Origin of the sequence: Nonomuraea sp. B12E4, from assembly GCF_039871825.1 — a bacterium.
Lineage (GTDB): Bacteria > Actinomycetota > Actinomycetes > Streptosporangiales > Streptosporangiaceae > Nonomuraea.
In genome coordinates this window covers 1-24,568 of sequence record NZ_JBDPME010000005.1, presented here as the reverse complement: position 1 = coordinate 24,568, position 24,568 = coordinate 1, and the positions used below count along the sequence as shown (strand labels likewise).

The 24,568-nt window shown below is 73.1% G+C and carries 23 protein-coding genes and 1 pseudogene; 4 read left to right on the top strand and 20 right to left on the bottom strand.

Going from position 1 to position 24,568, the window contains the following annotated elements; all coding sequences use genetic code 11:
* Positions 1–56 precede the first annotated feature (56 nt).
* Both ABGB18_RS13805 and ABGB18_RS13800 read left to right on the top strand, forming a co-directional pair.
* Positions 57–353, top strand: a complete 297-nt coding sequence (locus tag ABGB18_RS13805) for a hypothetical protein (protein WP_347695866.1) — start codon at positions 57–59, stop codon at positions 351–353.
* A complete protein-coding gene (locus tag ABGB18_RS13800) occupies positions 350–1,144 on the top strand; it encodes a response regulator (protein ID WP_347695865.1) in 795 nt (264 codons plus the stop codon). The genes ABGB18_RS13805 and ABGB18_RS13800 overlap by 4 nt, the downstream gene beginning before the upstream one ends.
* Positions 1,145–1,343: 199 nt before the next feature.
* Here the strand turns inward: ABGB18_RS13800 and ABGB18_RS13795 are convergent, their stop codons facing one another.
* The 8 genes from ABGB18_RS13795 to ABGB18_RS13760 form a co-directional block, all read right to left on the bottom strand.
* On the bottom strand, positions 1,344–3,899 hold the full coding sequence (locus ABGB18_RS13795) for a glycoside hydrolase family 38 C-terminal domain-containing protein (protein ID WP_347695864.1): 2,556 nt from the start codon (positions 3,897–3,899) through the stop codon (positions 1,344–1,346).
* 144 nt (positions 3,900–4,043) lie between these two features.
* Complete coding sequence (locus ABGB18_RS13790) at positions 4,044–5,102, bottom strand: LacI family DNA-binding transcriptional regulator (RefSeq protein ID WP_347695863.1); 1,059 nt, start codon at positions 5,100–5,102, stop codon at positions 4,044–4,046.
* Positions 5,099–6,958: an MBL fold metallo-hydrolase gene (locus ABGB18_RS13785; RefSeq protein ID WP_347695862.1), complete on the bottom strand. Its 1,860-nt coding sequence runs from the start codon at positions 6,956–6,958 to the stop codon at positions 5,099–5,101. The genes ABGB18_RS13790 and ABGB18_RS13785 overlap by 4 nt, the downstream gene beginning before the upstream one ends.
* Positions 6,959–7,016: 58 nt before the next feature.
* Positions 7,017–8,747, bottom strand: coding sequence for a hypothetical protein (locus ABGB18_RS13780; RefSeq protein WP_347695861.1), 1,731 nt, complete (start codon positions 8,745–8,747; stop codon positions 7,017–7,019).
* Between the two features lie 110 nt (positions 8,748–8,857).
* Positions 8,858–10,498, bottom strand: coding sequence for a cation acetate symporter (locus ABGB18_RS13775; RefSeq protein WP_347695860.1), 1,641 nt, complete (start codon positions 10,496–10,498; stop codon positions 8,858–8,860).
* Positions 10,495–10,824: a DUF485 domain-containing protein gene (locus ABGB18_RS13770; RefSeq protein WP_347695859.1), complete on the bottom strand. Its 330-nt coding sequence runs from the start codon at positions 10,822–10,824 to the stop codon at positions 10,495–10,497. The genes ABGB18_RS13775 and ABGB18_RS13770 overlap by 4 nt, the downstream gene beginning before the upstream one ends.
* 173 nt (positions 10,825–10,997) lie before the next feature.
* A complete protein-coding gene (locus ABGB18_RS13765) occupies positions 10,998–11,237 on the bottom strand; it encodes a hypothetical protein (protein ID WP_347695858.1) in 240 nt (79 codons plus the stop codon).
* A 56-nt stretch (positions 11,238–11,293) separates the two neighbouring features.
* Entirely contained in the window at positions 11,294–12,451 is a 1,158-nt protein-coding gene (locus tag ABGB18_RS13760) for an aminotransferase class I/II-fold pyridoxal phosphate-dependent enzyme (RefSeq protein ID WP_347695857.1), read from the bottom strand.
* An 11-nt stretch (positions 12,452–12,462) separates the two neighbouring features.
* On the opposite strand from ABGB18_RS13760, the pseudogene ABGB18_RS13755 reads away from it, so the two are divergent.
* Positions 12,463–12,642, top strand: a pseudogene (locus tag ABGB18_RS13755) (LacI family DNA-binding transcriptional regulator); the annotation flags it as partial.
* Positions 12,643–12,723: 81 nt separating this feature from the next.
* Here ABGB18_RS13755 and ABGB18_RS13750 read toward each other — a convergent pair.
* The 12 genes from ABGB18_RS13750 to ABGB18_RS13695 form a co-directional block, all read right to left on the bottom strand.
* A complete protein-coding gene (locus ABGB18_RS13750; RefSeq protein WP_347695856.1) occupies positions 12,724–13,560 on the bottom strand; it encodes an inositol monophosphatase family protein in 837 nt (278 codons plus the stop codon).
* Between the two features lie 29 nt (positions 13,561–13,589).
* Positions 13,590–14,777: an alpha-D-ribose 1-methylphosphonate 5-triphosphate diphosphatase gene (locus tag ABGB18_RS13745; RefSeq protein WP_347695855.1), complete on the bottom strand. Its 1,188-nt coding sequence runs from the start codon at positions 14,775–14,777 to the stop codon at positions 13,590–13,592.
* Positions 14,774–15,529 carry an ATP-binding cassette domain-containing protein gene (locus ABGB18_RS13740; RefSeq protein WP_347695854.1) on the bottom strand — a complete coding sequence of 252 codons (756 nt, stop codon included), beginning with the start codon at positions 15,527–15,529 and terminating at the stop codon, positions 14,774–14,776. Before ABGB18_RS13740 ends, ABGB18_RS13745 begins: the two co-directional genes overlap by 4 nt.
* Positions 15,526–16,362 carry an ATP-binding cassette domain-containing protein gene (locus tag ABGB18_RS13735; RefSeq protein WP_347695853.1) on the bottom strand — a complete coding sequence of 279 codons (837 nt, stop codon included), beginning with the start codon at positions 16,360–16,362 and terminating at the stop codon, positions 15,526–15,528. The genes ABGB18_RS13740 and ABGB18_RS13735 overlap by 4 nt, the downstream gene beginning before the upstream one ends.
* Entirely contained in the window at positions 16,359–17,225 is an 867-nt protein-coding gene (locus tag ABGB18_RS13730; protein WP_347695852.1) for an alpha-D-ribose 1-methylphosphonate 5-phosphate C-P-lyase PhnJ, read from the bottom strand. Before ABGB18_RS13730 ends, ABGB18_RS13735 begins: the two co-directional genes overlap by 4 nt.
* Entirely contained in the window at positions 17,222–18,385 is a 1,164-nt protein-coding gene (locus ABGB18_RS13725; protein ID WP_347695851.1) for a carbon-phosphorus lyase complex subunit PhnI, read from the bottom strand. The genes ABGB18_RS13730 and ABGB18_RS13725 overlap by 4 nt, the downstream gene beginning before the upstream one ends.
* 2 nt (positions 18,386–18,387) lie before the next feature.
* Positions 18,388–19,059, bottom strand: a complete 672-nt coding sequence (gene phnH, locus ABGB18_RS13720; protein WP_347695850.1) for a phosphonate C-P lyase system protein PhnH — start codon at positions 19,057–19,059, stop codon at positions 18,388–18,390.
* Complete coding sequence (gene phnG, locus ABGB18_RS13715; RefSeq protein ID WP_347696234.1) at positions 19,056–19,487, bottom strand: phosphonate C-P lyase system protein PhnG; 432 nt, start codon at positions 19,485–19,487, stop codon at positions 19,056–19,058. Before phnG ends, phnH begins: the two co-directional genes overlap by 4 nt.
* 5 nt (positions 19,488–19,492) lie before the next feature.
* On the bottom strand, positions 19,493–20,212 hold the full coding sequence (locus ABGB18_RS13710) for a GntR family transcriptional regulator (RefSeq protein WP_347695849.1): 720 nt from the start codon (positions 20,210–20,212) through the stop codon (positions 19,493–19,495).
* Positions 20,213–20,316: 104 nt separating this feature from the next.
* Positions 20,317–21,963, bottom strand: coding sequence for a phosphonate ABC transporter, permease protein PhnE (gene phnE, locus ABGB18_RS13705; RefSeq protein WP_347695848.1), 1,647 nt, complete (start codon positions 21,961–21,963; stop codon positions 20,317–20,319).
* Positions 21,960–22,724 (bottom strand): phosphonate ABC transporter ATP-binding protein, encoded by a 765-nt coding sequence (phnC, locus tag ABGB18_RS13700; RefSeq protein WP_347695847.1) that lies wholly within the window; start codon positions 22,722–22,724, stop codon positions 21,960–21,962. The genes phnE and phnC overlap by 4 nt, the downstream gene beginning before the upstream one ends.
* Positions 22,724–23,680: a phosphate/phosphite/phosphonate ABC transporter substrate-binding protein gene (locus ABGB18_RS13695; protein WP_347695846.1), complete on the bottom strand. Its 957-nt coding sequence runs from the start codon at positions 23,678–23,680 to the stop codon at positions 22,724–22,726. Before ABGB18_RS13695 ends, phnC begins: the two co-directional genes overlap by 1 nt.
* 234 nt (positions 23,681–23,914) lie before the next feature.
* Between ABGB18_RS13695 and ABGB18_RS13690 the strand changes: the two genes are divergently transcribed.
* The gene (locus ABGB18_RS13690; RefSeq protein ID WP_347695845.1) at positions 23,915–24,445 is read left to right on the top strand and encodes an HD domain-containing protein; all 531 of its coding nucleotides are present in this window, start codon (positions 23,915–23,917) and stop codon (positions 24,443–24,445) included.
* The last annotated feature ends 123 nt before the right edge of the window (positions 24,446–24,568 follow it).

Here is a 24,568-nt window from a genome sequence, read left to right as displayed (position 1 = left end):
GCCGCCGCCGTCCGGTCGGGATCCAGGCCGGGGTCGATCCCGACCGCGCCCTGCATGTGCCGTACGCCGGCGGCGAGCTCGGCCTGCCGGCGCCGCATCAGCTCGGTGACCACGGCCTGGGCGCCGGAGGTGCGGTCACCGACGTTCGGATGAGCTTCGAGCCCGACCTGTGCGAGCTCACCGTGACCAACCCGTTCGACCGCCCCGGCGCGAACTCCGGGAGGGGCGGTGGGGGAGGATACGGAGTCGTGGGCATGCGGGAACGAGCCGCCCTGCTGAACGGGACGCTGGAGGCGGGCGAGCGGTGCGGACAATTCCGGGTACGGCTGAGCCTGCCGGCGGGAATCCGATGACCGCCCGCGTGATCGTGGTCGACGACCAGACGGTGGTCCGCGAAGGGCTCACCCTGCTGCTTGGACTGCTGCCCGGCGTCGAGGTGGTCGGCTCGGCCGCCGACGGCGAGGCGGCCGTCGAGCTGGTCGAGGCCGAACGGCCGGACGTGGTGCTGATGGACCTGCGCATGCCCAGGATGGACGGCGTCGAGGCCACCCGCCGCATCCGCGCGGCCCATCCGGACACCCAGGTGGTGGTGCTCACCACCTACTCCGACGACGAGTCGGTGTTCACCGCGCTCCAGGCCGGGGCCAGGGGGTTCCTCACCAAGAGCGCCGACGCCGAGGAGATCGCCCGGGCGGTGGCCACGGTGATGCGGGGCGACGCCCAGCTCGACACCGCGGTACAGCGCCGCCTCCTGGAGACCATGCTCCCCCCGGCCGCGCCCTCCGGACGAAAGCGAATGACCGAACCCGGGCCCCGGGCCGAACCCTCCGGCCGAAAGCCCCTGACGGGAGTCGCCGGCCGCGAACCTCAGGTCGAGCCCGCCGGGCGGCATCCGACGGCAGGGGCTCCCGGACGGGAGCGGCCGCGGCGGGACGGCGGCCTGCCGGACGGGCTGACCCGGCGGGAGGCCGAGGTGCTGCGGCTCATCGCCCAGGGTCGCTCCAACGCCGAGATCTCCGCCGACCTGTTCATCAGCGAGGCCACCGTCAAGACCCACATCAACAACCTGTTCGCCAAGATCGGCGCCCGGGACCGGGCCCAGGCCGTCAGCTACGCCTACCGCCACGGCCTCGCCGAGCCCTGACCCCGCCCGGGACCGGGCACTCCCGCCACGCGCCGGCACCCGCCACGGGACTACGCGATGCGACGGTTCTCCGCGCTGGTGAGCATGGGACGGTGGCGCCGGCGGTCGCCTCAGTGCGCCGTGGACAATGGGCGGACGCCCCGACTTCACGCGGGCTCCACCACCTCGACGACCACCTCACCCCCGTCGGGTCCGACGATCACCACGGCTCCACCGTGAAGCCGCCCTTGCGGGTGGCCAGTTCGACCAGGTCCGTCTCCGTGGCGGCGAGCGGGTCGTCGAGCGGGATCCGGAAGGTGCGGATCTGGTTCGGCCCGAACTCCGCCGTGAGCACCACCCGTGCCAGCGGGACGCGCAGCGTGGCGACGGCGGCCTCCCCCGTCGTCTCGACGGCCCTGACCACCAGGTCGCCCGGCCGGTCCTCGTGGCACTTCACGGCGGTGACCATGACCTGGCCGCCACCGTCGTCCACGTGGCTCCGCTCCGCCGGGAGCGGGCCGTCGTGGAAGCCTTCCAGCATCGCCCGCACCGGGGAGCCGAGCAGCGCGGCCCGCCGGGTGAGCCCGGCGGCACGCCAGTCCCCCGCGTGCGGCACCAGCAGGTACGTGAACCGCTGCACCCCCTGGTCCTGGTAGGGGTAACAGCCCTCGGGATCCAGCGGCCGCGGGTCGTGCCAGGCGTGGACGGGGCTGCGCACGGCGGTGATCCCGATGCTGGGGCTGCGGCCGGGGCCCGCCGGGGAGACGTCGTAGCCGTGCTTGGCGTTGTTCACGACGGCGAGCCCGGCTCCGGCGGCCGACAGGTCCACCCACGACTGCGCGGGCTCCTCGGCCCCGTCCACCGGCCTGGCCAGGTGCCCGAACGGGATCTCGTACGTGGCCGCCGGGTCCCTCAGCGCCACCGGGAAACGCAGCTTCATCAGGTGCGCCGGCTCGCGCCAGTCGAGCGTGACCCGTACCTCCACCGCGTCGTCGCCGGGCCCCAGGACGAACTCCTCGGCCATCGTCGAGCGGCCCCACTCGCGCTCGACCCGGACGCGGGCGCGCAGCGGACCGTCCTCGCGCACCACGATGCCGGTCGTCTCCATCACCGCGCCCGGCCAGGCGTAGGACACGACGCGGTGCCCCCAGGTGTCGGTCGGGTCGGCACAGATCTGGGTGTGCTCACCGGCCGCCCCGGCCACCAGGTCCACTCCGGTGCGCTTGTCGAGCAGGCTCGCCGGCCAGCCGGTCGCCGGGTCGAGCTCCAGGCGGAGCAGGTCGTTCTCGAGGTGGTGAGCGCTCGCGGACAACCCGCTCAGGTACGCCGGCGGGCCCGGCCGCAGCCGGTAGAGGCGGTGGCCGAGCCCGGGCAGCTCCGCCCGGAACACGGTGGCGCCGCGCCTCCTGTCGTCCGTGCTCGCCACCGGCTGGACGGCCTGGCTGGGCACCTCGCCGCCATCGGCGTCCACGACGTGCACGCCGCCCGGCGCGAGGCCGTACTGCAGCTCGACCCGGGTGGTGACGGGCCACGGGTGCGGGTTGAAGACGATCACCGGCTGGGTGCCGGGCTCCTCCGGCACGCACACGTCGCGGGCGATCACGTTGTGCGCCCTGGCGATGATCCGCTTGGCCCCGGCCACGGCCTCGCCGAGCTGGTCGCGGGCGTCGTCGTAGGCGGGCTCGATGGCCGAGCCGGGCAGCACGTCGTGGAACTGGTTGAACAGCACCTGCTTCCAGGCCCGTTCCAGCTCGGCGCGGGCGTCGTGGCCGGCCACGGCCGCCCACCGCTCGGCCGACAGCACCGCGGCCTGCGCCCTGCGCTGCCACGCCTTGATCCCGGAGTGCGCGGAGTAGCAGCCGGCCGCGTGGTGCTGCAGGTCCTCGCGCCACACGGGCAGCGCGGCCAGCCCCTGCTCGCCCAGGCGCTTGGTGATCTCGTCGAAGTAGCGGCGCGGCGAGGACATCACCAGCTCGCCGAAGGTGCCCATCCGGTCGTAGCGGTGGATGGACTCGATGTTGGCCCTGGTGGGGCCGCCGCCGTGGTTGCCGACCCCGTAGAAGACCATCAGGTCGCCGAGCGAGCGGTCGAGCTGGCCCAGCGCCTTCTCCGTCTGGCCCGCGACCTCGCCGGGCGGACTGCAGTATTCGTACGGGATCCGGTACGCCAGCACCCGGCTGCCGTCGGGGGCCTCCCACCAGAACAGCGTGCCGGGCAGCTCGCTCTCGTGCGGTCCCGGGCGCAGGAAGCAGTAGGAGTCCATGCCCTGGCCGCGCAGGATCGCGGGCAGCATGGCGTGGTGGCCGAACGGGTCGACGTTCATGCCGACCGTGGCGGTGATGCCGAACTTGTCCTTCAGGTAGCGCTGGCCATAGAGGCCCTGGCGGACGAACGACTCCCCCGCCGGCATGTTGCAGTCGGGCTCCACCCACCAGCCGCCGGTCATGACCCAGCGGCCCTCGGCCACCCTCTCCCGGATCCTGGCGAACAGCTCCGGGTCCGACTCCTCCACCCACGACAGCAGCACGACCTGGTCGCAGGTGAAGACGAAGCCGGGGTATTCGTCCATGCGGTGGATCGCCGACCAGAACGTCGCCCGCGCCTCCTGGTAGCCCTCCTGCCAGGGCCACAGCCACACCGGGTCGAGGTGGGCGTTGCCGATCATGTGCAGGGTGCGGCCGGGCGCGGCGGCCGGGCGCGGGGCCACCGGCAGGCCGCGCGGCTGCTCACCCGAGGGGGCGTTGGCCAGGGGGGCAGGGGGTCGATCGTGGTTCATGGGGCCTCCGACGGAACGAACTGCCATGAAAGGGATGTGACATCGTTCCCACACGGATGGTAGGTCGGCCTTATCCGCAGGTCAAAGCGGTCGCGGGGATCACTGCACCAAGACTCACAGCAGCTGGGGTCAGTGCGGCGGGGCTCAGAGCGGCGGGGGCGGTAAGACCGGCGGGGGTGGCGCGGTGGACCCGCGGGGCAGCAGGCGCACGCCGAGCACGGTGGTGACGGAGTCGGCCTCGGGCAGTTCGATCCGCGCGTCCAGCCGCCGCACGGCGGCCACGCCCAGGTGGAACGCGTCCTGCTCGACCGTGCTGACCGGGGGCGAGACCATGCTCATCCACGGCGCGTCGTCGAAGGCCACCAGGCTGACGTCGGCGGGCACCCGCAGCCCGAGCTCGCCGGCGGCCCGCCAGACGCCCTCGGCCAGGACGTTGTTGGCGGCGAAGACGGCGGTCGGCCGGTCGGGGCGGCGCAGCAGGTCGGAGGCCCGGCGCCGGGCGTCGGCGACGTCCCAGCCGGCGGTGACGACCAGGTCGGGATCGGCCTTGAGGTCGGCCGCGTGGAGCGCCTCCAGGTAGCCCTGGTGGCGCTCGTAGCCGGTGGTCCACTCGGTCTCGTCGATGACCAGCGCGATCCTGCGGTGCCCGAGCCCGGTCAGATGGGCGGTGGCGGCCCGCGCGCCGACGCGGTTGCCGGCCACGACCCCGTCGGTCGTGCCGGCCGCGAACTGCCGGTCCACCTCGACGACCGAGACGCCGCGGGAGCCCAGGTAGCCGCTCACCGCCGGGGAGTTGGGCGTCACGATCACCCCGGCCACCCTGAGCGCGACGAGCGCCTCTGCGGCCTCGTCCTCGATCTCGGCCGACAGCCCGGTGTCGGTCAGCACCATCGTGTAGCCGCGCGCCCGGGCCTCGCGGCCGGCCCCGGCCGCGAGCTCCGCGTAGAACGGGTTGCGCAGGTCGCTCACCAGCACCCCGATGGACCTGCTCACCTGCTGCTTGAGCAGGCGGGCCGCCACGTCGGGCACGTAGCCCAGCTCGGCCGCCGCCCGCAGCACCCGCTCGCGTACGTCGTGGGCCGCGTATCCGCGCCCGGTGAGCACCCGGGAGACGGTGGAGCGGGAGACCCCGGCGGCCGCGGCGACGTCCTTGATGGTGGGCCGCCCGGAGCGGCCGCAGGGGAAGGGCCGCTCCGCGGTCATCGGATCCCTTCTCCGACCACGTCGACCAGGGCCTCGGCGTGCTGCCCGAGCCGCAGGTCGCCGATGGTCACGTCGACCGCGAGGCGTACGCGGCGGCGCGGCACGAGGTCGGCGCCGAACCGGAGGCGCACCTGCTCCACGCCCCCGGCGGGGAGCAGGTGCGTCAGCGGCCCGTGTTCGAGCCGCCAGCCGGGCGGGACGACCGGCCGCAGGACGGCCTCGGCCTTGTCGGGCCACGGGTTGCGCACGGTCGCGGTCAGCACGACCTCGCCGCCCGCGGGGACGCGCGACCAGTAGGGGGTCAGGCGGCAAAGCACCCCGTCCGCCCCCAGGTCCAGCGTGTCCAGCGGGAGCAGGTCGTGGTGGAGCGCGACCAGCTCCTCACCACGCTCGGCGAGCATGCGCAGGTAGTCGTCGTCCACCCAGCGGGGCCGCCAGTGGCCGCTGACCATCAGGTCGGGGCGGATCCGCCGGTAGAGCGCGGCGCTCTCGCGGTAGTCGTCGATCCTGAACCTGTTCTTGTACTGGAAGTTGAGGATCTCCTGGCGGCCCGGCTCGCAGGCCCCCGTAGTGCCCATGCCGTCCTGCTGGTCACCGGTCACCAGCACCCGGTGCCCGTCCACCTCGAACCCGTAGGCCGCCGCGAACAAGGTGTGCCCCGGCAGGTCGTGCACCGTGATCTCGTATTCCCGCCAGCGGACCGTCTCCCCCAGCGCCAGCTCCCGGTCGGCGGGGATCGGGTCGTACCACTGGCAGGGCAGGTCGTGGTGCAGCGGCACGGCCAGCACCGGCGCGATGTGGGCGGGCACCCAGATCTCGGTGCCCTCCACGTCGCGCAGCAGCGGCATGCCCGCCACATGGTCGTCGTGGTAGTGGGTGGGCGCGGCGACCTCGACGCGGGTGACGCCGTAGTGCTCGCGCAGCGCGGGCATGGAGGCCAGCCAGGGGCGGCGGGCCTCGCGCGCGGCGCTCCGGGGCAGGCCGGTGGACATGTCGTAGCCGAAATCGAAGACCATGGCCGCGCCGGACTCCGACAGCAGGACGTAGCTGAGGGACTGGCTGCTCTTGTTCATGAGCAGGTGGGGGGTCACCCGGACGAAGGGATTGGCCAGCAGCCCGCGCAGGTCCCAGGGGTGGGGGCGGCGGAAGTCGACGTAGCGCTGCATGGAGGCGGACAGCCGCGCGAGCGCGCCGGCCGGGTCGGTCATCGGCTCGCCATGGGACGGCAGTAAGACGTCGAGCTCCTCCCGCCCGAGCAGTTCGCAGCTCAGGATGGTCATGGCCGGTCCCTCGTTCTCGGTGTAGGACCACTGGGTGGCGGCCAGCGACCACACCTTGCCGGGGGCGTAGATCAGGTCGCCGGTGAACGCCACCCGGTCCACGACGTAGGTGATCGAGCCGGGGGTGTGCCCGGGGGTGGGCAGCACGCGCACGTCCACGCCGCCGTAGCGGGCGGTGCGGTATTCGGGGACGACGCCGGTCACGGGCACGGACTCCAGCAGCGAGAACCGGTCGTCGCGCAGGTCGTAGTCGTTGAGCAGCGGGCGGCCCGCCCACATCTCGCCGGCCCGGTCGAACAGGTCGCGCTCGACCGGCGGGACGTGCACCGCGATGCCCGCCTCCACCGCCCGCGCGAGGCCCTGGGCCTGGTCACGGTGGTGGTGCGTCATGAGGACGTCGGTGAGGCGGTCGATCCCGAGCTCGTCGAGGAGGTCCAGCACACGCCCGGAACCGAAGTCGATGGCGATCCCGGTGCGCTCCCGCCCCGCCCGGACGGGGGACACGACGACATAGACGTGACATGTGTCCGACACCCGGTAGATCCCCGGTATGACCTCGGTTACCTCCATTGCCATAACACGGGATTGTATCGGCAATCGTTCCCACATGGACAGGTCGTCGCTGGTGAGGGGCTCAGCGGGCCCACCAGCGGGCCACCATCCGGAGGTCCGCGCCGCTGATCGGCTCCAGGGAGTTGTCGATGGCTTCCACGTAGTACAGGGCGGGCACGCCGTGGGCGGGTTGCGCCCGCGCGTACGCCAGCCAGTCCGCCCTGCTGGGCATGGGCCACTGGTCGGTGTCGACCAGGTGCCCCGGCATCGCGTGCGTGACCACCGCGTGGCGGAAGCGGAGCTGGTCGAGGGCCGGGACGGGTTCGCCGCGTGGGCCCACCTCCAGCACGTCGTTGAGCCGGATCATGTCGGTGACGTCGGCGAAGGCCGGGTGCGGGGTGTGGGTGGCCATCAGGGCGTCCGGCTTGACGCGTTTGGCGGCGGCGTACAGGGTGGCGAGCAGCTCGTGCAGCAGGGCCGGCCCCCAGGCCGGCCCGTACGCCTTGAGCTGCGACCCGCTCGGCGACCACTGCGTGAAGTCGATCTTGAACCCGTCGGCGCCCAGGTCGCCGAGCAGCCGTTCCATGATCTCCTGGACGCGGCGCCGGTAGGCCGGGTTCGACGGGTCGGCGGCCACGGGGCGCCCGCCCGCGTCCGTCACGCACTCCTCGGCGGGCAGCCCGTCGGCCGCCCACGCCCGCCACCACAGCAGCACCCGCTGCCCGCGCTCGTGCCGGGCGGCGATCCACTCGCGCAGCGCCGGCCACTTGTCCGGGTCGGGGCGCGGGTCGCCGTAGGCGAGCTGCCAGCGGTCGTCGATGACCACGGTCCCGGGCACGAAGCCGTGCCCGGCCAGCCGGGACAGCCACGCGTCGTAGAGCTCCTGCCGGGACAGCTCCGCCGGGGAGCCGCGGCCGGCCCTGGCGCACTGGGCGCCCCAGCCGCAGAAGATCGGCTCGCTCCACCAGGCGGGCCGCTCGCCGCCGTACTCAGGTGCCAGGCCGTGTTCCAGCAGGTCGGCCCGGTGGTGCGAGATCGCCTCCCAGGGGGAGGCGGCGGCCCGTAGCACCACGGCCGGAGAGGTCCAGGTGCCGCTCACCACGGTGTGGCCCTCGTAGCCGAAGCGCAGCAGCGCCCCGCCGTCCAGCGGCTCGTACGCCAGCTCGGTGAAGGTCAGGCCGGCGATCCCGGCGCGTACGGAGGCGCCCAGCCAGGGCCCGCCGGGCACGTCGGTGGCGCCCGCCGGCTCCCCCTTGCCGAAGGCCAGCACCAGCGGCGGCGGTGAGAAGACCGCGTGCAGCCGCCCCGGCGAGGCGTCGCCGACGACGGTGAGCGCGGCCGGCACCGACACCGGCCGGACGACCTGGACGGGATGCGTGGGCGTGGGGTTGAACAGGCCGCGCGCGTGCACCCCCGACCGGAACGTGCCCGAGCGGCCGTTGAGCACCGCCCGGCCGCCGAGCAGCGTCACGTCGGCGAGCGCGCCGCGGCCCTCGACCCGCACCTCGACCGCGACGGTCTCGGGGGTGCAGGTCAGCCGGACCGTCTTCGTCTCCCAGGCGGTCGTGCGCTGGGGGAAGTCGAAGATCGCCAGGTTCTCGCGCTCGACGAGCACGGGCGGCAGCGTCTCGTACGTCTCGTCGCGCCCGGCGCTGGTGTCGGCCGAGGCCAGCAGGCTGAGCGTCAGCCACCCCTCCAGCTCGGCGCTGGCGTCGGTGCGCGAGACGGTCAGCCGGTAGTGGCCGCTGTCCAGGTGGTGGCAGGTGTCCGTGGTGGTGATGCGCATGGCCTGGCATCCGGGGGCGGCGTTCATCTGTGAGAACGTACCCACGCCCTCGAAATTCCGTCAAACTCCCGCAAACCGAAGGGCCCGGCCGCTGCGCAGGCCGGGCCCCCGGGAGAAGGCGATCGGGGGAGGGGGGGTCAGTGCCCGGTCGCCTTCTCCGCGCCGACGCCGGTCAGCGAGCGGACCTCGATCTCGGCGTACTTGGCGGCGTTGTATTCCCTGCTGAGCACCGTGCCGAGCCAGCCGCACAGGAAGCCGACCGGGATCGAGACGATGCCGGGGTTGCTGAGCGGGAACCAGTGGAAGTCCACGCCGTGGATCAGCGCCGTCACCGGTGCGCCCGCCGGGGGCGCCGGGGCGGAGACGACGGGCGAGAAGATCACCAGGAGCAGCGCCGAGCCGAGACCGCCGTAGATGGCCGCGACCGCGCCCGCGGTGTTGAACCTCTTCCAGAACAGGCTGTAGAGGATCGCGGGCAGGTTGCCCGAGGCCGCGACGGCGAAGGCCAGGGCGACCAGGAAGGCCACGTTCTGGCCCTGGGCGAGGATGCCCAGGCCGATCGCGACGGCGCCGATGACGAAGGCGGAGACGCGGGCCACCACGACCTCCTGGCGCTCGCTTGCCTGGCCGCGCCGGAAGACGTGCGCGTACAGGTCGTGGGCGAAGCTGGAGGAGGAGGCCAGCGTGAGACCCGCGACCACGGCCAGGATCGTGGCGAAGGCCACGGCGCCGATCAGCGCCAGCAGGATCGTGCCGCCCACCGGGCCGAAGATGTCCTCGCCGATGCGCTGGGCCAGCATCGGCGCGGCGGTGTTGCCCGCCGCGTCACCCTCGGCGATCGCCGTCTTGCCCACCAGGGCGGCGGCGCCGAAGCCGAGGACCAGCGTGAGCAGGTAGAAGACGCCGATGATGCCGATGCCCCACAGCACCGACTTGCGGGCGTCCTTGGCGGTGGGCACGGTGTAGAAGCGGATGAGGATGTGCGGCAGGCCGGCCGTGCCCAGCACCAGGGCGAGGCCCAGGCTGATGAGGTCGATCTTGCCGGCCAGGCCCTGCGCCTCGGTGCCGTACTTCAGGCCGGGGATGAGGAAGTTGCCGGGGTTGGCCTTCGGGCCGCTGGTGGCGGCGGCCTGGCCCAGCAGCGCCGACAGGTTGAAGCCGAACTTGCCCAGCACCAGCACCGTCACCAGCGCGGCGCCGCCCATCAGCAGCACGGCCTTGACGATCTGCACCCAGGTGGTGCCCTTCATGCCGCCGAACACCACGTAGATGATCATCAGCGCGCCCACGCCGATGATCGTCCACATCTTGCCGGCCTCCGTGGTGATGCCGAGCAGCAGGCCGACCAGAGCGCCCGCGCCGACCATCTGGGCCAGCAGGTAGAAGATGCTGACCACGATCGTGGACACGCCCGCCGCCGTACGGACCGGACGGGGGCTCATCCGGAAGGCCAGCACGTCGGCCATGGTGAACTTGCCGGAGTTCCGCATCAACTCGGCCACCAGCAGCAGCGCGACCAGCCAGGCCACCAGGAACCCGATCGAGTACAGGAACCCGTCGTAGCCGGACAGGGCGATGATGCCGGCGATGCCGAGGAAGGAGGCGGCCGACATGTAGTCGCCGCCGATCGCCAGGCCGTTCTGCACGCCGCTGAAGGACCGGCCGCCGGCGTAGTAGTCGGCGGCCGTCTTGGTCTGCCGGCTGGCCCAGAAGGTGATCCCGAGCGTCGCGGCGACGAAGGTGAGGAAGAGGATCATCCCCAGGGTCGTTGAGCTCACTGGGTCTTCTCCTCAACGTCGTGACGGAGCTTGTCGGCGATGGGGTCGAGCTTCCGCTCCGCGTGCCGCGCGTACGCCCACGCGATCAGGAACGTGGATACGAACTGGAGCAAACCGAAAATCAGCCCGACGTTGATCTCACCGAGCAGCTTGATCCCCATGAAGTCGCGTGCCCATCCCGACAGCACCACGTACAGCAGGTACCAGACCAGGAACGCCACGGTCATCGGGAACGTCCAGGCGCGGAAACGCCTCTTCAGATCCTGGAACTCACTGCTCTCCTGCACTTGTTCATAGACCGACGCGTCGTGTTCTCTAGTCGTCACGAGACCTCCACTGTGATGCGGATCACGCCCAACGTAAGAGCGCAACCTACCCGCCGTGGAGATCCGGAGAGGTGTTGTTCGGCGAGTCGCTGCCGTCCGGCGATTAGTTGGTCCGGGCTTGCGGTGAAAGGTCTATTGAGCGCGACGAGCGGTCGGCCATCCCTTTCACCCCTTTACGGCCGCTGCGGTGCGGCCCTCGACGAGATAGCGGCGAATCGCGGCGAAAGCACGAGGGTGGGCACGACAGACACCACGGCGGCGGCCATCGAGCCCCAGTCGATGTCGTACTGGGCGATGAAGGAGTTCATGGCCACCGGGATCACCACCCGCGCCAGGGCCACCAGCCGCGAGGCCCCGTCCACCTGGGCGGCCTCCTCCAGCGCGCCCGGCACCCGCTCGCAGAAGCCCCGCATGAGGGGTTTTCACATGACGAGCCTCCCGCGTGCGAGAGACAGCGCTGTCAGTCACGCTAGGCGAGCAATCCCTCCAGCGCCATACCGAGATCCTTGACCAGCTCGTCGGCCGGCTCCAGGCCGGCCGACAGGCGGACGAGGCCGACCGGGATGCCCATGGTGGCCCGTACGCTCTCCTCGGTGGACAGGGCGGGCGCGTTCACCAGGCTCTCAAAACCACCCCAGGACACCCCAATCCTGAAATGTCGCAGCTTGTCGAGGAAACGTGCGACGTCTTCCCGTGACTCCGTGTCGAGCTCGAAGCTGAACAGGCTGGAGAACCCCGACATCTGACGCACCGCGATGGCATGCCCGGGATGCGACGGCAGCCCCGGATGGTTGACCGCCCGCACCCGGGGATGCCCTGCCAGGAACCCGGCCACCGCCAGCCCCCGCTCCTGGTGGGCTGCCATGCGCACGGGCAGCGTACGCAGCCCCTTGATCACCTTGGCCGCGTCGTGCGGCGACATGGCGGCCCCGTAGAGCTGGTACTCGGTCAGCGCCAGCGGCCTGACCAGCTCGGCCGACCCGGCGACCACCCCGCCGACGAGGTCGCTGTGCCCGCCGATGTACTTCGACAGCGAGTGCACGACCAGGTCGACGCCCATGGTCAGCGGTTTCTGGAAGAGCGGCGTGGACCAGGTGTTGTCCATCACGCTGACCAGCCCGCGCTCCCGCGCCCACCCGGCCACCTCGGCGATGTCGACCACGGCGTAGGCCATGTAGGAGGGCGACTCGAAGTAGAGCAGGCGCGTGTCCGCCCTGATAGCGCCGTCACATCCCGCGAGGTCGTCGACGTGCGTATGCGTGACGCCGAACTTCTCCAGATATCGCAGGAACTGGGTGGTCGGGCCGTACACCGCCCCCAGGACCAGCACGTGGTCGCCGGCCGAGACGAGCGAGGAGATGGTCGCCGAGATGGCCCCCATCCCCGACCCGAAGCACTTGGCCCGCTCACCCCGCTCCAGTGCGGCCAGCTTGCGCTGGACGACATCGACCGTCGGGTTGGTGCCCCGCCAGTAGACGTAGCGCTCGTCCTCGTTCCTGATGGCCTCGCCCAGTTCCTGCGCGGACTCGAAGGTGAACAGCGAGTTCTCGAACACCGGCGGGTTGACCGCGTTGAGCATCCAGGGCTCGTCCTCGCCCAGCCTGCCGCAAATCCAATCGTCATTCATGGAGGCAGCGTATGGCAGCGCGGCATCCGGGCGACCGGGCCACCGCACGGGGCGAGGCCGTCAGCACCACCCGGGGCGAAACCACCCTTACACGCAGGCCGACCATGGCCGACGCCGCCCGGCATGCCGACGTGAGCCTGAAGACCGTCTCCCGGGTGGTCAACCAGGAGCCGCACGTCCGGGACTCGCTGCAGCAGCGGGTGCAGGTGCGGCGCTGCGCCCCGCCCCCGGGGCCCGGCTTGAGCGCACCCGCGCCCGCTCCCGGCACCCGCTCAGGAGGCGGCGCGGTAGGCGTCGCGCAGGACCTCGGCCAGTTCGTCGGCCAGGTCCGGGGTGGCCGCGACGACGCCGCTCCAGCGCTTGGTCAGGTCGGTGTCCAGCTCGACGGCGCGGCCGAACACGTCCCTGACCGCGCCGCCCGCCGCCTCGGCCAGCACCACCGAGGCGGCCAGGTCCACCAGGCGGTGGGTGTCGGTGGCCGCGTCGGCGAAGGCGTCGGTGGCGCCCTGGGCCACCAGCGCGCCCTCCAGGCAGCTCGTGGACAGGATGCGGATGCGCGCGGCCCGGCGGGCCACCTCCCACCAGGCCGCGGCGGCGGGCGGGTTGGCCGGGTGCGGCCGCAGCAGCGAGACGGCGGCGCCGGCCAGCTCCCTGCGGCCCGTCGTACGCAGCGTCGAGGCCACGCCCGGCCCGGCCCACCAGCTCCGGCCGGTCTCCAGCCAGACGGTCAGCGCCTCGGTGAACTCCCCGTCCACGGCCACGGCGGCCGAGAAGGCGGACAGCGGGACCCCGGCGGCGGCGTTGGCCGAGCCGTCCACCGGGTCCATGACCAGCGTCACCGCCGACCCGTTGTCCACCCAGCCGGTCTCCTCGGACAGCACGTTGACCGGGTGCCGGGCCAGCGCGCCCAGGATGGCGTTCTCCACCAGCACGTCGATGCGCATGGTGGGGGTGCCGTCCGCGCCCTCCGCCACGATCGCGGCCAGGGTGGCACGGTCGTGCTCGGCGGTCGCGACGGCGTGGGCCTCCAGCGCGGCGGAGGCCGCCGCGGCCAGCGCCGGGTGCGCCTGCACGGGCACCCCGACCCCCCAGCCGCGCCCGCTCGTCACGTGTCCGGGCTCCTCTCCTTGCCGTGTCGTCATGCCCCTACCCCCGTGAGCAGCGGCATGTCGGCGGCGGCGACCGTCATGCGGACGGTCGGCCAGCCCCGGTCCAGGGTGACGACGGCCAGGTCCCCGCGCTGGCCCTCGACCAACTCACCCCGGTCGGACAGCCCCGCGACGGCCGCGGGACCGGACGTGACCAGGGCCACCGCCCGGGGCAGCGCGACGACGTCCCGCTCGGCCAGCAGCAGCGCCGCCGCCAGCGGGGCGGAGGGCAGGTAGTCGCTGGACAGCCCGTCCACCAGCCCCGCCGCCACCAGCTCGGCCGCGGCCACGTTGCCCGAGTGGGAGCCGCCCCGCAGCACGTTGGGCGCCCCGGCCACGACCCGCAGCCCACGCTCGCGGGCCGCTCGGGCGGCCTCCATCGTGGTCGGGAACTCGGCCACGGACACCCCGTTGGCCACCGCCACGTCGATCTCCGCCGCGGTCACCGGGTCGTGCGCGAGCAGCCGCGCCCGCCCCAGCGCCGCGTGCTCCGCCAGCCGGCCCAGGGCGATCTCCCGGTGCCCGATCCGCGTGTCACGCTCGGCGACGAGGGCCTCCACCCGCCGCTGCGCCTCCTCGGCGGAGATCCCCTCGCTGCCCTCCAGCCAGCGCCGGTAGAAGGCCGAGTCCCGGTACTGGCCCTGCCCGGGCGTGTGGTCCTCGAAGGAGACCAGCGGCGGCGGGACGGGCGTGCCGGTGAGGCAGGTTTCCAGAGCCACCAGGCCCTCGGGGTCGCGGGCGTCGAGCCGGTAGAGGGTGTGGTGGTCCACGAGCGCGCGCCCCGAGCCCGCGCGCTCGCGCAGGGCCGCGTCCAGGCGGCGCGCCCGCTCGACGGTACGCCCCTTGCGGTTGTGCGACTCGAACGCCACCCCGTGGAACACGGTGGTGGTCCCGGCGGCCCGCACCCGGCCCTCGAAACTCGCCACCGCGAACTCGACCTCGAACTCCGCCCCCGGCCGCGGCCGCAGCTCGGTCTCCAGCCCGTCCGAGTGCGTGTCCACGATGCCGGGCAGCAGCAGCGCGCCCCGCAGGTCCACCGCCTCGGCCGGGACGGCGCCGGGACGCGCGGGCCCGACATGGGTGATCAGCCCGTGCTCGGTGACGACGAGCGCGTCGTCGATCACGCGGTCAGGCAGTACGGCCTTGGCATGGGCGAGCACCCTCGTGCCCACGTTCATCGGGCCACCTCCAGGTTCAGTCCGGAATCACGCAGTACGGCGGCGGGCGGCCCGTCGGCGGCCACCCTGCCGTCCTCCAGCACCACCACCCGGGTCGCCAGCCGTTCGATGGCGTCCAGGTCGTGGAAGACGGACAGCACGGCCACGCCCGCGTCCGTCAGGTCGGCGATCATGGCCAGCACGGCCTCCCGGTTGACCGGGTCCAGCGCCGACACCGGCTCGTCGAGCAGCAGCAGCCGGGGCGGCGAGATGGTGCCCGCGGCCAGGTTGACGCGCTGCTTCTGGCCGCCGGACAGGACGGTGGTGTGCATGGCCCACAGCCGTTCCTCGATGCCGAGCCTGCTCAGTGCCGCCGCCGCGGCGTCGCGGGCGGCCTCAAGGTCCATCCCGCGGGCCGCGCCCGCGCGGGCCACCACGTCCAGCACGGCCCGGCGCGGCTCGGCGCGCAGGAACTGCGACACGTAGCCCAGCTCGCGGCCGCGCAGGTCGGCCACCTGGGCGTCGGGCAGCGCGGCCAGGTCCACCTGCGCGCCCTCCGAGGTACGCAGCAGGATCCGGCCGGCCGTCGGCACGTACGTCCGGTAGACGCACCTGAGCAGCGACGACTTGCCCGCGCCGGACGAGCCCGCGAGCGCGACGTGCTCGCCGCGGGCCACGTCCAGGTCCACGCCGTGCAGCGCGCCCACGACGCGGCCGTCGATGGTGTGCAGGGTGAAGGACTTGACCAGTCCCCTGATCTCCAGCACGTTCATCCGCGGGCCGCCGCGACGAGCCGCTGGCTGTAGGGGTGCTGCGGGTCCTCCAGCAGTTGGTCGGTCAGACCGGTCTCCACGACCCGGCCGTGTTGCATCACCATCACCCTCCTGGTCAGCATCTCGATGACGCCGAAGTCGTGGGAGACGACCACGGCGGCCACGCCGAGCCGTTCGAGCAGGTTGCGCAGCAGGTCGAGCACGCCGGCCGCGACGGAGGCGTCCAGTCCGGTGGTCGGCTCGTCCAGCAGCAGCACCGGGGGCCGGTTGGCCAGCGCCTTGGCGATCTGCACGCGCTGGCGCATGCCGCCGGAGAAGGTGCGTACCGGGTCGTCCATCCGGGCCAGCGGCACCTCGGTCAGCTCCAGCAGCTCGGCGGCGCGCTCGCGGATGCGGCCGAAGTGCCGGCCGCCGGCGGCGGTGAGCCGCTCGGCGATGTTGCCACCGGCGCTGGTGTCCAGGTCGAGCCCGGCGGCGGGGTCCTGGTAGACCACGGCCACCCGGTCGATGCGCAGCCGCCGCCGGGCGCCGTCGTCCAGCGCCAGCACGTCGGTCCGCCCGTCGTCGTATCCGCGCAGGTAGGCGCTGCCCCGGCTGGGCCGCTCGTCGCCGGCCACGCAGCGCATGACGGTCGACTTGCCCGACCCGGACTCGCCGACGATGCCCAGCGCCTCGCCGGGCTCCACCTCGAAGCCGACATCCCAGGCGGCCACCACCGCCCCGGTCGCGGGCGAGACCGAGGTGCCGTGGTCCGGCCCGGTCCCGGGCAGCGACCGCGGTCCCTGCTCGCCGTAGACCCGGCCGAGCCCGTCCACCTTCAACGCCCAGCTCATCGTTGCCCCCTGTTACGCGTGCAGAAGTCCGTGTCGCTGCACACCCACGCCACCCTGACTCCGCCTGGGCCGTCCATCGACGGCACCTCCACCAGGTACGAGTCCATCGCGCCGCAGTGCCGGCAGGCCGCGCCCGGCGTGTGCTCGACCTCGAACGGGACGTCCTCGAACACCAGCGGCTCCACCCGCGTGTGCGGCGGCACCGCGTAGATGCGCTTCTCCCGGCCGGCGCCGAACAGCGTCAGGTGCTCGGCCTGGTCCAGCTTCGGCACGTCGAACCTGGGGATCGGGGTGGGCGAGATCAGATACCGGCCGTCGACCATGCACGGGTATCCGGCGCTCTTGGTGACGACGCCGTTGCGCACGAGGTCCTCGTACAGGCCGACCCACATGCGCGAGTAGTCCGCCTCGGCGTGCATCCTGCGCTGCTCGCGTACGTCGTGCTCGACGGCGCGCAGCGGCTCGGGCACCGGGACCTGGAGCACGAGCGTCTGGTCGGCGCGGAGCCGCGTCTCGGGGATGCGGTGCCTGGACTGGATCAGGGTGGCCTGCCCGGTGTCCGATTCCTCCTCGCAGCCGACGTGGCCAACGACCAGGCGGCGCAGGTTGGAGGCGTTCACGCCGCCGTCCTCGCCCTGGTCGATGACCTTCAGCCGGTCCTTCGGGCCGACGAGCGCCAGCGTCACCTGCAGCCCGCCCGAGCCCCAGCCGCGGGCCACCGGCATCTCCCTGGAGCCGAACGGCACCTGGTAGCCGGGCACGGCCACCGCGGTGAGCGCCGCCCTGCGTACCTCGCGCTTGGAGAGCTCGTCGAAGATGCTCCGGGGGCCGCCGGATCCGGCCAGCTCCGTGACCGTCCTCATCGGGCGACCGCCTCCTCCACGGCGGCGCGTACCGCCCGCTTGCGGTCGAGCACCGACCGGAAGTCCACGTAGTGGGGCAGCTTGAGGTGCTCCAGGAAGCCGGAGGCCTCGATGCCGTCCAGGGTCAGCAGCACCTCCTGCTCCAGGCTGGTCCGGCCGGCGTCGCGGTGCACCATCAGGTCGAGGCCGGCCATGGCGATGGCCTTGCGCTCGTTGTGGCCGAAGCACATGCCGTAGCCGAGGTCCAGCTTGCTGCGGTCCTCCTCGGCGCGGTCGAGGTCGTCGATGGTCTCCACCTCGGTGACCCGCACCTCGGCGACCGCGACCGGGGCGCCGGTGAGCGGGTGGCGGACCCGGACGGGGAGGGTGCCGTGGCGTACCTCGCCGGGGAACTCGTGGTTGTGCTTGCCGGGCCTGAAGGTGTGGGAGTACCAGAGGTGGACCAGGGCGCCGGTCTCGGCCCGCGCCATCGCGGTCAGGCGGGCCGACCTGGGCACGCCGGGGCGGATGGGGGCGCGGGTGATGTCGTACGGCTCCGCGTCGCCCTCCGCTCGCCTGTCCACCACCATGTCCATGGAACGCAGCAGGCGGAGCAGGCGCGGCGGCCTGCGCGGGTCATCCCCCGCGGCGCGGCCCTGCCCGCCGGCCTCGTACCCGCTGGCTTCCTGCCCGTTGGGCTCGTGCCCGTTGACGGGCAGGTGGCCGTGGCCGGCGGGAACGGGCTCCGGGGCGGCCTGGAGGCGGGCCTTGGCCTGGTCCTCCGGCATCAGGTCCAGCAGGCGGCCCACGTAGTCGAGGGTGCGGCCGAGAAGCTGGCTGCCCGGCGGGTTGCGGAAGGCGGGCGAGATGCGGCGCGAGACCCGCAGCTCGTCGGCGTGTACCGGCTCCGAGTAGGCCACCCGTGGCACCGTCGAGCGGTGCGCCCTGATGAGCTGCGCCGCCTCCTGCACGTCGCCCTCCGCCTGGCGCAGCGCCCTGGCCGCGAGCTCGGGGGCCCACAGGCCGCCCTCCCCCATGACCCGGTCCACGGCCAGGCCGAGCCGCCCGGTGATCTGGTCGATGCCGAGCCAGGCGCTGGCCCCGCCGTAGCGCCGGCGTTCGACGAGCTTCTCGGCGGCGAGGATGGCCTCGTGGCCACCGCTCGCACCTGAGTACCCCATGGTCAGTCGTCTCCGTTCTCGATCTCGATGCGGGTGCTGCGCGGCAGCCCGGCGACGGTGCCGTCCGCGGCGACGAGGAAGGTGTCGATCCCCGCCGGGAAATCCGCGTTGGCCTCGGCGAGGGCGCCGAACACCGCGCGGTCCAGTCCCGTCACCCGGATCCGCCGCGTCCCGGGCACACCGGGCCCGCTGAGCGCCAGGACGACCTCGGGCCCCTCCGCGCCCGGAACCGCCGACCCCCCATCCCGCCGGTCACCCGGATCCGCCGCCAGGGCGGTGACGGCGGCGATCAGGCGGGTGCCGAACTCGGGGTGCAGGGCGTCGCCCCGGGTGAGCGCCGCGATCTCGGCGGCCGCCGGCGGGCGCAGGGCGACCACCATGCGGGCCGTCTCCGGCGGCGCGGCCGGGGCCGAGGTCGCCAGGTGCAGGGCCCGCGCCCAGTGCTCCTCGCCCGGCTCGGTCAGCACCGCCGTGGGCACCTCGACGTCGGCCAGCCCGGCGGCCACGGCCAGCGCCGCGGGACCGTTCCCACGGTGGACGGCGTCCAGCAGGCCGGGCCGGGACAGCACGTTGAGCAGCGCCCGGAAGTCGTCCTGCGCCTGCGCGGCCGTCGGCGTCACCGCCTGGACGTACGTGCCGCTGGTGGGGGCGCCGGTGAGGGCGGGGGTCGTCATGTCAGCTCCTCGAAGGCCACCCGGGTGGTGGACACCTCGGCCCACTCGGCGACGTCCTCCCTGGTCCGCCGCTCGGCGACGGCCGCGCACAGGGCGTGTACGTCCCCGGCGGCCGGCAGCCCGGCGGCCGCGGCGGCGTCGAGCAGGGCGGCGGCGAGGGCGGCCACCCGGTCGTCACCGCCCCGCATGCTCCACCCGGCGGCTCCCGCCACCTCGACGGTGCACGAGGTGACCAGCACCTCCCCCAGGTGGAAGCGTTCCTCGGCCACCGGCTCACGCACGGTGAGCATCACCATGCCCACCTCCGGCGGGTGCAGGACGGTCGGTTCGCCGAGGTCTCCGGACTGGAGCAGGCGTTCGGCCAGGGGCAGCAGTTCGTCGGGAGTGGCGGCGGCGAGCAACTCGGCGCGCTCCTCCCTGGTCATCACGTCGATCAATGGGTTTCCTCTTCGATCTCGAAGGTGACGTCGAGGACGTCGGGCCGCAGGTACGTCCGCGCGTACTCGACGTACGGACCTGCGGCGGCGCGGTTCACGCTCTCCGCGAGCCAGGCGGGCCCGCGGCTGCCGCCCGTCAGGTGGTCGGCGATGCCCGCCGGCGGCACGTCCAGGCTGATCCGGTAGCGGGAGCGCACGACGGTGAGCCCGTAGCGGCGGCGCAGCACCTTGTGCAGGGAGACCTCGTCGCCGAGCTCCCTGTCCAGGTTCAGCAGCGGGCGCCGGGGCAGGACGCTGGTGGCGTACGCGGCGATCTCGCCGTTCACGCTGAAGACCCGCTCGATCGCCCACACGGCGGCGCCGGTGGCCAGCCCGAGCCGGTCGCGTTCCTGCTCGACCGCGCGGCGGGCGCCGCAGCTCACCAGCCGCGCGCCCGGTTCGGCGCCCGCCAGCCGGACGGTCTCGCTGAACGACGGCGGGACGTGCGCGGAGATCACGTACTCCACCCGCCCGCGCCGGAAGGTGCCGACCCCCTGGACGCGGCGCACCAGCAACCGCCGCTCCAGCTCCTGCAGGGCCGCGCGGGCGGCGGGCCTGCTGACGTGGAAGCGGTCGGCCAGCACGTGCTCGCTCGGCACCTGCGCGCCCACGGGCACGTGGGCCAGCTCCGCCTCCAGGATGTCGGCCATCTCCAGGTAGCGCTGCGTGCTTGTCATGACAAGCAGCCTCGGCGGGCTTCCTGACCGGCAGGTGAACGGCGGGCGACGCCGCACGAGCGTGGAGGCCAGCAACATACGAGATCTGAGCCGGGCCGGCGCGCTCAACGCAGCGCGGACCTGAGCCGGGCCGAGATCGCCTCCACGGCCAGGACCAGCACGAACACCGGCAGCACGATCGCGGTGACGACGTCGTAGTTGAGCGCGCGGATGTGCTGGCTCAGCGCGTAGCCGAGCTCGCCCGCGCCCACGATGCCGAGGATGAAGAAGGCCCGCAGGTTGACGTCGAGCGCGTACAGGGTGGTGGTGACCAGGCGGGGCGTGAGCTGGCCGAAGACGGCCAGCGCCAGCTCCTGCAGGGGACCGGCGCCGGCCGACAGCACCGCCTCGCGCGGACCCGCGCGCAGCTCCTCCGCGTCGTCGGCGACGAGCTTGGCGACCAGGGCCGCGGTGAAGACGGACAGCGCCAGGGTGCCCGCGACGGGCCCGTCCATGAGCCCGAACGCCGCCACGAAGATCAGCACCAGCAGCAGGTCCGGGATGGACCGCAGGCCCACGAGCAGGGTGCGGGCGGCCAGCCGTACCCCGTGGTTGGGGGCGACGGCCCGCGCGGCGAGCAGCCCGAGCGGCACTCCGGCGAGCGTGCCCAGGAGGGTCGCGCCGAGCGCGATGGCGGCGGTCTCCAGGAGGCCCTGGCCGAGCAGGTCCGCCACGGGCCCGAAGTCCGGCGGGAAGAACTCGCCGAGCGCGGCCACGGAACCGGCGGCCGCGTCGGCCAGCGCCGCCGGGCTCGCCCCGACCTGCCGGCAGGCCACCGCGGCGAGCGCCAGCCCGCCCCAGCCGGCCACGTGCGCGGCGATCCTGCCGCGCGTCCACGGCACCCGAAGCTCCCGTACGCGCGGGACGGCCACGGTACGCCCGGCGCCCAGCAACTGCCCGCGCAGCCCCACCGAGACGGCCTCGACCAGCAGCACCACGGCCACGGTGACCAGGGCGATCCCGGTGGCCTCCGGGTAGTCGGTGAATCCGAACGCGGTCTTGAGGTCGAGTCCGATGCCGCCCGCGCCGACGGCGCCGAGCAGCACGGAGCCGCGGAAGTTGATGTCCAGCCGGTAGAGGGTGGCGGCGATCCAGGCGGGCGCCACCTGCGGCGCGACCCCGGCGAACAGCCGCTGCGCGGGCCCGGCCCCGGTGCCCGCCACGGCCTCGCGCACGCCCTCGTCGGCCTGCTCGACGGCCTCGGCGAACAGCTTGCCGAGCATGCCCACCGAGTGCAGGCCGAGCGCCAGCACGCCGGGCAGCGGGCCGATGCCGATGGCGGCCACGAAGAACACGGCGAACACGATGTCGGGGACGGCCCGGCAGGCGACGATCACGGAGAGGGCGACGGCCCTGACGGTCCTGCCCGGGGAGGTGGTGCCGGCGGCCAGCACGCCGAGCACGGCGGCGAGCAGCGCGGCCAGCGCGGTGCCCGCGATGGCCATCCACAGGGTGTCGAGCACGTGGGCGAACGTCGTGGCCGGGTCGGCCAGCGTGGGCGGCCAGGCCCGTGCCAGCAGCCCGGCGACCTCGCCGAACCCGCTGATCAGGCCGCCGACCCCGACGCCGAGCCAGTCGAGCGCGATCAGCCCGAGCAGCACGAAGGCGATCGGGAATCCCCAGGCCGCCAGCCTCCGCGCGCCGCGGGGCGGCTTGGGCCGGGTGGTGCCCGCCGCGCCGCCGGGCCGCGCGGGTGCCGTCCGGGTGGTCATGGCACCGTCACGGGGTCGGACAGGTAGAGCCCGCGCAGCCGTACGGCGTCGAGCCGGTCCGTGGGCTCGTCCAGCCGGATCGCGCCCATGCGCAGCCCCACCACCCGCCGGGTCCACTGCAGGGCCAGGTCGATCTGGTGCAGCGTGCACACCATGGTCAGCCCGTCCTCCCGGCACACCCGGACCAGCAGGTCCATCACGGAGGCGGCCGTCTCGGGGTCGAGCGAGGCCACGGGCTCGTCGGCGAGGACCAGTTCGGGCCGCTGCAACAGCGCCCGCGCGATGGCGACCCGCTGCTGCTGCCCGCCCGACAGGCTGCCGGCCCGCTGGTAGGCGCGGTCGGCCAGCCCGACCCGGTCGAGCTGCTCGAACGCCTCGGCCCGCACGGACTTGGGCCAGGTGACGATGCCGTAGCGGGGGCCGCGCACCCGGCCGAGGGCGCCGCTGAGCACGTTCTCCATCACGGTCAGCCGTCCCACCAGGTTGAACTGCTGGAAGACCACCCCGACCCGGCGCCGCAGGGCGCGCAGCTCCGCGCTCTTCGCGGCGACCACGTCGACCCCGAGCACCCGGACCGAACCCTTGTCCGGCCTGGTCAGCCCGTTGAGGTGGCGCAGCAGCGTGGACTTGCCCGACCCGGAGGGCCCGAGCAGCGCGACGGTCTCACCCCGATGCACGGTCAGGTCGATGCCCGCGCAGGCCGGCACCAGCCCGAAGGTCTTCTGCAGGCCGCGCGTCTCGACGATCGCCTGGTCGCTCATCACGCTTTGGAGCACTGTTCGTTGTGGGTGGCCGCGCACACCTCGCGTACGGGGTCGAAGGTCGCGTCGGTCACCGGCTGCCAGCCCCACATGGTCGAGTCGGCCGTCACGCGGCAGGACGCGGTGTCCTTGCAGACGCCGAGCTGCACCATGCGGTCCCGGTTGGCGTCCTTGGTGAAGGTGTCGGTGAGCTTGGTCTTCAGGTCGGCGGGCAGCTCGTCGCGGATGGCGATCGGCGACATGGGGATCGGCGCGGACTTCCACACCACCTTGACGTCGCCGGGCTTGAGCTTGCCCTTGTCGATGAGGATGTGGTCGACCATGGCGTTCTCGGCGAACCCGGCCTCGCACTTGCCGGAGGCGACCGAGAGCACGGAGTTGTCGTGGCCGCCCGCCATGACGGGGCTGACGCCGGTCTTCGGGTCGATGCCCGCGGCCAGCAGCCCCTGGCTGGGGAAGAGGTAGCCGGAGGTGGAGCCGGGGTCGACGAAGCAGACCTTGGCGCCCTTGTAGCCGTTGATGTCGGTGATCTTGCTGTTGGCGGGCACGATGCCGTAGCTCTGGTACGTGGGCTTGCCGCCCTTCTCGACCATCGACGCGACCGGCGTGATCTTGGCGCCGTTGCTCTTGGCGAGCACGTACGACAGCGGCCCGAACTCGGCCAGGTCGATCTTGCCGGACACCATGCCCTCGATGACCGCGTTGTAGTCGGTGGATCGCACGAACTGCACCTTGCGGCCGGTGTTCTTCTCGATCAGCGCGATGATGTCCTTGTACTCGGCCGTGGGGTCGATGCTCTGCTCGGCCGGCACGGCCGCGAAGCGCAGCACGTCACCGTCAGCCGCCTGCCGGTCGACGGCACTATCCGCGCTGCCGGCGCTGCCGCTGGCCGAGGAGCAGCCCGCCGCCGCCGCGAGTGCGCCGAGAATGGCCAGGACGGTCAGGGATCGTTTCACAGTGGGTCTCCGAGCGTGTCACAGGTACCAAGGCCTGCCACGCTGCTCCTCGACTGTGATGAGCAGGTCAGACGCTGCTTACTGTGCACGAGCCGGGGGGTTAACTCCGGGCGAACCCACCCCTGCGCCACCTGGCCGCCGGTGCACGGCCACCGTCCCGTCATCCGCTGGTCACGCCACCGCGCTCATCATGCTGTGATAAATCCGCGCGAATCATCTTAAAAGAGGACACTCATGCTTTCTCGGGATGAATTGTTCGACCTGTTCGAGGGCCTCGCCGGACTCCCGTACGGCGGCGAGGCCGTCGACCAGCGCACCCACGCCCTGCAGGCCGCGGCACACGCCGTGGCCGCGGACGCGGACGACGAGCTGGTGCTGGCCGCCGCCTTCCACGACGTGGGCCGCGCCCGCCCGGTCGCCACGGCCCACCGCGGGATGCCGCACGAGGAGGCCGGCGCCGCGTTCGCCCGCGACCACCTCACCGAGCGCTCGGCCTGGGCGATCCAGCAGCACGTGGCGGCCAAGCGCTACCTCGTCGCGGTGAACCCCGCCTACCACGGCACGCTGAGCCCGGTGTCGGTGCGCTCGCTGCGCGTCCAGGGCGGGCCGATGTCGCAGGAGGAGGTGGCCGCGTTCGAGGCGCACCCGTGGTCGCAGGACGCGGTCTCGCTGCGCCTGTGGGACGACGCCGCCAAGGACCCGCGGGGTCCGGTCCTGCCGATGGACGATCTGGTGGCCGCGTACGAGCGGGTGGTGCGCGCCTAGTACTACTCCGCTAGATCTGTAGGACCTGGAGGCGCAGGCGCTGGATGAAGTGGTGCCTGCGCGCTCGGGATTGCTTCCTGCGGCGCTGCTCCGACCAGTAAAGGCCCAGCTCAACGACGTGAT

Bases quoted from the DNA above. Each gene is read 5' to 3' on its own strand.
- ABGB18_RS13800 (WP_347695865.1), top strand. From the start codon at position 350: ATGACCGCCCGCGTGATCGTGGTCGACGACCAGACGGTGGTCCGCGAA.
- ABGB18_RS13795 (WP_347695864.1), bottom strand. From the start codon at position 3,899: ATGAACCACGATCGACCCCCTGCCCCCCTGGCCAACGCCCCCTCGGGT.
- ABGB18_RS13790 (WP_347695863.1), bottom strand. From the start codon at position 5,102: ATGACCGCGGAGCGGCCCTTCCCCTGCGGCCGCTCCGGGCGGCCCACC.
- ABGB18_RS13785 (WP_347695862.1), bottom strand. From the start codon at position 6,958: ATGGCAATGGAGGTAACCGAGGTCATACCGGGGATCTACCGGGTGTCG.
- ABGB18_RS13780 (WP_347695861.1), bottom strand. From the start codon at position 8,747: ATGAACGCCGCCCCCGGATGCCAGGCCATGCGCATCACCACCACGGAC.
- ABGB18_RS13765 (WP_347695858.1), bottom strand. From the start codon at position 11,237: ATGCGGGGCTTCTGCGAGCGGGTGCCGGGCGCGCTGGAGGAGGCCGCC.
- ABGB18_RS13760 (WP_347695857.1), bottom strand. From the start codon at position 12,451: ATGAATGACGATTGGATTTGCGGCAGGCTGGGCGAGGACGAGCCCTGG.
- ABGB18_RS13745 (WP_347695855.1), bottom strand. From the start codon at position 14,777: ATGAACGTGGGCACGAGGGTGCTCGCCCATGCCAAGGCCGTACTGCCT.
- ABGB18_RS13740 (WP_347695854.1), bottom strand. From the start codon at position 15,529: ATGAACGTGCTGGAGATCAGGGGACTGGTCAAGTCCTTCACCCTGCAC.
- ABGB18_RS13735 (WP_347695853.1), bottom strand. From the start codon at position 16,362: ATGAGCTGGGCGTTGAAGGTGGACGGGCTCGGCCGGGTCTACGGCGAG.
- ABGB18_RS13730 (WP_347695852.1), bottom strand. From the start codon at position 17,225: ATGAGGACGGTCACGGAGCTGGCCGGATCCGGCGGCCCCCGGAGCATC.
- ABGB18_RS13725 (WP_347695851.1), bottom strand. From the start codon at position 18,385: ATGGGGTACTCAGGTGCGAGCGGTGGCCACGAGGCCATCCTCGCCGCC.
- phnH (WP_347695850.1), bottom strand. From the start codon at position 19,059: ATGACGACCCCCGCCCTCACCGGCGCCCCCACCAGCGGCACGTACGTC.
- ABGB18_RS13710 (WP_347695849.1), bottom strand. From the start codon at position 20,212: ATGACAAGCACGCAGCGCTACCTGGAGATGGCCGACATCCTGGAGGCG.
- phnE (WP_347695848.1), bottom strand. From the start codon at position 21,963: ATGACCACCCGGACGGCACCCGCGCGGCCCGGCGGCGCGGCGGGCACC.
- phnC (WP_347695847.1), bottom strand. From the start codon at position 22,724: ATGAGCGACCAGGCGATCGTCGAGACGCGCGGCCTGCAGAAGACCTTC.
- ABGB18_RS13690 (WP_347695845.1), top strand. From the start codon at position 23,915: ATGCTTTCTCGGGATGAATTGTTCGACCTGTTCGAGGGCCTCGCCGGA.